Origin of the sequence: Algibacter pacificus (genome assembly GCF_008033385.1) — a bacterium.
Classification (GTDB): domain Bacteria; phylum Bacteroidota; class Bacteroidia; order Flavobacteriales; family Flavobacteriaceae; genus Algibacter; species Algibacter pacificus.
Genome location: NZ_VOGY01000023.1, coordinates 1 through 5,843, shown reverse-complemented (window position 1 = coordinate 5,843; position 5,843 = coordinate 1). Strand labels below are relative to the sequence as shown.

Annotated in this window: 3 protein-coding genes; all 3 read left to right on the top strand. The window is 34.0% G+C overall.

Features of this window, described 5'->3' with window-relative positions:
* Positions 1-5: 5 nt before the first annotated feature.
* A complete protein-coding gene (locus FQU21_RS17880) occupies positions 6-155 on the top strand; it encodes a T9SS type A sorting domain-containing protein (protein WP_394348414.1) in 150 nt (49 codons plus the stop codon).
* A 185-nt stretch (positions 156-340) separates the two neighbouring features.
* A complete protein-coding gene (locus FQU21_RS16990) occupies positions 341-3,862 on the top strand; it encodes a T9SS type A sorting domain-containing protein (RefSeq protein WP_147679207.1) in 3,522 nt (1,173 codons plus the stop codon).
* A 181-nt stretch (positions 3,863-4,043) separates the two neighbouring features.
* A partial coding sequence (locus tag FQU21_RS16985; RefSeq protein WP_187269413.1) for a proprotein convertase P-domain-containing protein occupies positions 4,044-5,843 on the top strand: 1,800 nt, incomplete at its 3' end.

Below are 5,843 nucleotides of genomic sequence, written 5' to 3'. Positions count from 1 at the left end.
TAAAAATTTATAGTTTAACAGGGCAAGCTGTTTTAAGTTTAAAAACTGTTGAAACCAATACGATTCAGTTGCCAAATATTTCTAATGGCGTATATGTTTTAGAAGTAAAAAATAATACAAAAGAGAAATTAGTTATAAAGTTTGCAGTAGAATAAAAATTTAAAAACCGATAAAAGGTTGTGTTTGTCGTTTTTGTAGTAAAAATATAGTTGTTTTTTGTGTGTTTTGTAGTATAAGTTATATATTTATAGTTCTTAATAGAGTTGTAATCTATGTATTAACTGTAAAAATAAGTTTTTTGTAAGAAAAAAACTGTTTTTGTTTATAATAACCTACTACTATGAACAAATTAAAGGCTTTGATATGTTTTGAGAAACTTTGGTTTTTCACATTTATTACTGTAAGCACAACCTCCTTTGGACAGGAAATTTGCCAAAATTATGCAGCGGATCGAAATGTTGATACTAATATTCTAAATATTAGGGTTTTAGGAGATGATACAGTTGAGGTAGATATTCCCGTGTCGGATGCTTATGTATTAACCGATGTAAACATTACCATTGATATAAGTCATCATACTAGCAAAAATTTAGATATTTCGTTAAGGTCACCAAGTGGTACGGTGGTAAAGTTAGCTTGGGGTAAAGGTGGTGATACTAATGGGTATGATACTGTTACTTTTGATGATGAATCTACTGATGGTGTTCCTTCTTGTACGGCTATTTTGTACGTAGTTGGTTGTAATTCCCCTATTTCATCAGGGACTTATGAGCCAGACGAACCTTTATCCAACTTTAATGGTGAAATTGGTAGTGGAGTTTGGACTTTAATTGTTGTTGATAACACTATAATTGATCTCGATCTTTTAGGTTTATTTACCGAATCAAGTAACGATATCACGCTAAACCTTTGTTATAGACCACCTGTTGAGGGCTATTTAGGACCCGGTGGTGTTGGGCATACCAATGGACAATCAGATTTATCACTATGGCTAGATGCATCTTCTGGGGTTAGTTTAAACGGTAATGAGGTTACGGCTTGGGCTGATAAATCGGGTTATGGAAATAATGCTATACCCACAGGGACGTCGGCAAGACCAAGCTTAGTGACTACTGATGTTAATGGATACCCTTCCATTAAATTTGATGGTAGTGATGATGAATTAACTGTGCCCGATGATGATTCTATCGATTTAACGAATTGGACTACTTTTTTGGTTTCTAAAGTTGATACTAATAAAGATTTTAATGCGATCTATACAAAAGGATATGATGCCTTAGAGAATTATGAGTTTCTTGCTTATAATGATGCTTCTTTTCATATGCCTATAAAATTTACCGATTTTTCTAGAGCTTATGTTAATTCTTCAGCTGGAGCTTATTCAACTTTAAATTTTGATGTGTTTGAATACGCTTTCTCTAATATTGGACGAGATGTTTATAAAAACAATAATTCTATTTATACTGGTAATGAAAGTAAAACCCCAGCGGTGAATAATACCGACCTCTACATTGGAAACGATATAGGAACAAGCGGTAGGTTTTTAAATGGGCGTATTTCAGAAATGATTATTTTTAAACAACGTTTAAGTCTAGCCGAACGAATAATTACTTCGAATTATTTAGCTGCTAAATATGGAAGAATACTTAATAACAATGATTATTATATAGCCGATACGTCTGGTGAAGATTACGATTACAAAGTAGCCGGTATTGGGCAAGCTTATGATGGGTCTAAACATACCGATTCTCAAGGAACTGGTATTGTCCGTATTAACACTCCTTCTAATTTGGATAATGATGAGTTTTTATTTTGGGGAGAAGCGCTAATAGATGCCGATTACACTTTTTCAAAAAATTATATGTATACTTCTGAAGGAACGTCTGAGTATTTTAGTGCAATAGATACTAAATGGCGTGTTAGTCACCGTAATGATTTGGGAACAGTATCTGTATCTATTAATGAATCGGATATTAATCCTACCGTTGAATGTAATGAAAAATTAAAGTTGATTGTAAGTGATGATTCATCATTTAGCTCAGGAACACGTACTTATGAATTCGGTTTAGTTGATGGTGTTTATACGGTAACAGAGGTTGTTTTTAATGATAACGACTATTTTACGTTAGGATATTTGGATCAAATTGTTTGGGGTAATGACGGTGGGGGATTTGAATTTCACAATGGTAGTGGTGAATACTTTGCACCAAGCATTAGCGATGCCTGTAAGAAATTTTTGGTAAAGGCAGGAGAGACTGCTGTGCTAAGTGAAGATGCCACCGTTAGAGAATTAGAATTAGAAGCAGGAGGTACTTTGGAAATAGGTGACGGTATACTTTTAACCATCACCAACGGGATAATAAACAACGGGATTATACATGTTTTAGGAGAAGGGCAGGTTGTTCAAACTCATACAGGAACATCTTTAAACTCAGGAACAGGAAGTTTTACCATTCCTCAAGAAGGAACTGCTAATAAGTATGATTATAACTATTGGAGCGCTTCTGTAAATAATAGTGGAACCTGGAAATTAAGTGCGTTAGAGTTTCAAGAAAGTCCTGTGTTATTTACAAGTGAGGTTGATGAGTTTGGTAAAATAAGTACCCTCTGGTTACAAACCTTTAATGGAACATCTGGAAATTATTATTCTTGGAATCAAATAGATCCAGCTTCAACTAGTATTTTACCAGGCGAAGGTTTTTCTATGAAAGGTACTGGAATTGCTGGTGAATTTACGTTTAATGGCGAGGCTAATGATGGCGATTATACGCTTTCAGCAAGTTCAGGAAATGGTTATTTAGTAGGAAATCCATATCCGTCCGATTTAAATGCCGATCAATTTATAGCCGATAATTCTGGAGTTATCGACGGAACCTTATATTTTTGGGAGCAATTTGGAAATGCCAACACGCATATATTAAATGATTATGAAGGTGGTTATGCTAGTTATAATACTTTAATGTCTACATCAGATGCTGGTTCAGGTTCTACAAAAGGAGCCCCAACAGGTAAAATAGCTGTTGGTCAAGGCTTTTTTGTAACCTTTAAAGCAAATGGTAGTATTGTGTTTAATAATGGGCAACGGGATTTTAATAGCCCAGGCGATCCTACAGATTCTGCAATTTTTTATAAATCCACACAAACTAAATCTGGTATAGCCGCCAAAACCACAACCGATACCCGAACAAAAATATGGTTTTCAATGACCGATGAAAATGAATTTAAACGCGTTATAGGTTTAGGTTATGATGTAAGGACTACCGAAGGTTATGATAGCGGTTTCGATTCGTATTTAGCCAATTTTTATCCCGACAATTTTTATTGGAATAGCCTTGCAGGGCAGCTAATGGTGCAAGGTTTACCAAGCCTTTCTAAAACCGATGAAATTGATTTGGGCGTAGAAGTTGTAAATTCTGGAAATTACACCTTTGCTATCGATAAAAGTGAAAACTTACCCGAAAACACGCCGGTTTATTTAAAAGATAAAGACACCAATACTTATTATAATTTATTAGAGGATGCTCCGGTAACCTTAACCTTAGTCGCAGGAACTAATTATGCTAATAGATATGCCATAACCTATGCCAAGCAAGCCGAAGTATTAAATGTTGATGCTCCAGAATTCACTAAGGTAACACTGTCTTACAGCAAAGAAAACCAACAATTAAGTATCCATAATTATCCAGATTTAAATACTATTTCAAGCTTAAAAATTTATAGTTTAACAGGGCAAGTTATTCTGGCTTTATCTACTGTTGAAACCAATACTATCCAGTTGCCAAAAGTAGCCAATGGTATATATGTTTTCGAAATAGAGGATCGTATAAATGGAAAAATGGTAAGAAAATTTGTAAAAAATTAGGAGGGAACATACCTTTTTTAAATCTAGTCCGTTTCTAATTATAACATCGGTTTATAGAGGGGGATAGCGTGTAATTTACTTGTTATAAGCGTTTTATATTTGTTTGAATAGTTCTCTTGTATTTTGTTTGCTTTTAATTATAATGTATATTAGAGAAATATACACTATAATTATTTAAAATATGAGCAAATTTCAACTAGCCATATTTTCTATGAAAGTATGGTTTTTAACTCTTTTCTTTATCAGTGTAAATTCGTTTGGACAAGAACTTTGTCAGGATTACCATAATAATGATGTTATTGATATTCCTGAAGTTACAGGTTTTTGTAATCTATTGTATTGTCAATATGAAAAAACTTTTATTGTCCCAGATTCTTATACATTATCTGATGTTAATATTACTGTAAATATAGATCATGATTTTAACGATGATTTAGATATTTATTTGTTATCTCCAGAAGGCACACAGGTAGAGTTATCTACAGATAATGGAGGTTCGGCGAACAATTATAGTGATGTTACTTTTGATGAATCCTCTTCTAATAACCCATCTTTATCAGGGAGTTATACACTTTCAGGAACCTACAATCCCGAAGGTAATTTAGATGATTTTAATGGAGAAAATAGTAAAGGTGCTTGGACTTTAATTGTTAGAGATGATCGCTTATTATACGGAGGTACCATTAGGAGTGCTACATTAAGGCTTTGTTATTTCAATTATCCGGGAGGTGGTTATAAAGGCCCAGGAGGAGTGGGGCATACCAACGGGACATCACCATTAGTGTTATGGACTAATCCGAACGATATTACAGAATCCGATGATGATCCTTTAGTAAGCTGGATGGATTTATCGGGATATGGATCCAATTTAAGTCAGTCCAATGCTTCATATCAACCCATTATTAAAAAAAATGTCGTTAATGGTTATGATGTGGTTCGTTTTGAAACAGGCAATAGACGATTAATAAAAACAGGCTTTTCAAATTTTCCAACTACTGCAATTTCTGGTTTTTATGTCAATAAAACTAACGATACCGGTTCTAATAAAGATGGGATACTATCTTATGCCTCAACCACAAGCGATAATAATTTTCTTATTTACAGAAGTGATGATTTGCGTATGTATAGAGATGGGGTTAAATCTAGAACTTTTGATCTTAATGCGGATAATAGTCAATGGAATATTGTTGAATTTGCATGGACAAGCTATGGAGGGAATTCGCGAATGTCCTTAAATGGTGCAGAAGGAACTTCTGTTGATGCTAATCAAAACAGCATACCTTTAACTGCTGGTGGAGATTTTGCTTTGGCAGGGGAGCAGGATGGCAGTTCATCGCCTTACAGTTTTGATTCTTCACAGGCGCATCAAGGTGATTTTTCTGAAATTATTTTATTTAATACATATATAACGGATGCCGAAAGAATTATTGTTTCAAATTATTTATCGGCTAAATATGATATCACTATAGATGCATCTATAGATTTTTATGATGAGGATGAAAATGGTGATTTCGATCATGATGTAGCTGGAATAGGGCAGGCCTCCGATGGTTCTAAGCATACCGACTCCCAAGGTACTGGTATAATTAGAATAAAAGAACCAGAAACATTAACCGATGGTGATTTTTTATTTTGGGGAAGAAACAATAAAACGGATTATACTTTTCAAACAAATACAGATAATTATAAAGAGCGTATATCATCTAATTGGAGAGTGAGTAAAACAAATGGTGTTGGTTTGGATGATGTGACCGTAGAAATAGATATGACCGGAATAGATATTAGCCAAAAACAAGATTGTGTGCCTTTACAACTAGTTGTAGATAATGATGCTGAATTATTAACGCCAGAAAGAATATACAATTTATCAAATACAGCAGGGGATATTTATCAAGCCACAAATGTTTTATTAAGTGATAACGACTATTTCACCCTAGAATATGAAGATCAAATAGTTTGGGACGGAACATCAACATATTAC

What these genes read in the sequence shown, in the direction of transcription:
- FQU21_RS16990 (WP_147679207.1), top strand. Translation starts at nt 341, where the DNA reads ATGAACAAATTAAAGGCTTTGATATGTTTTGAGAAACTTTGGTTTTTC.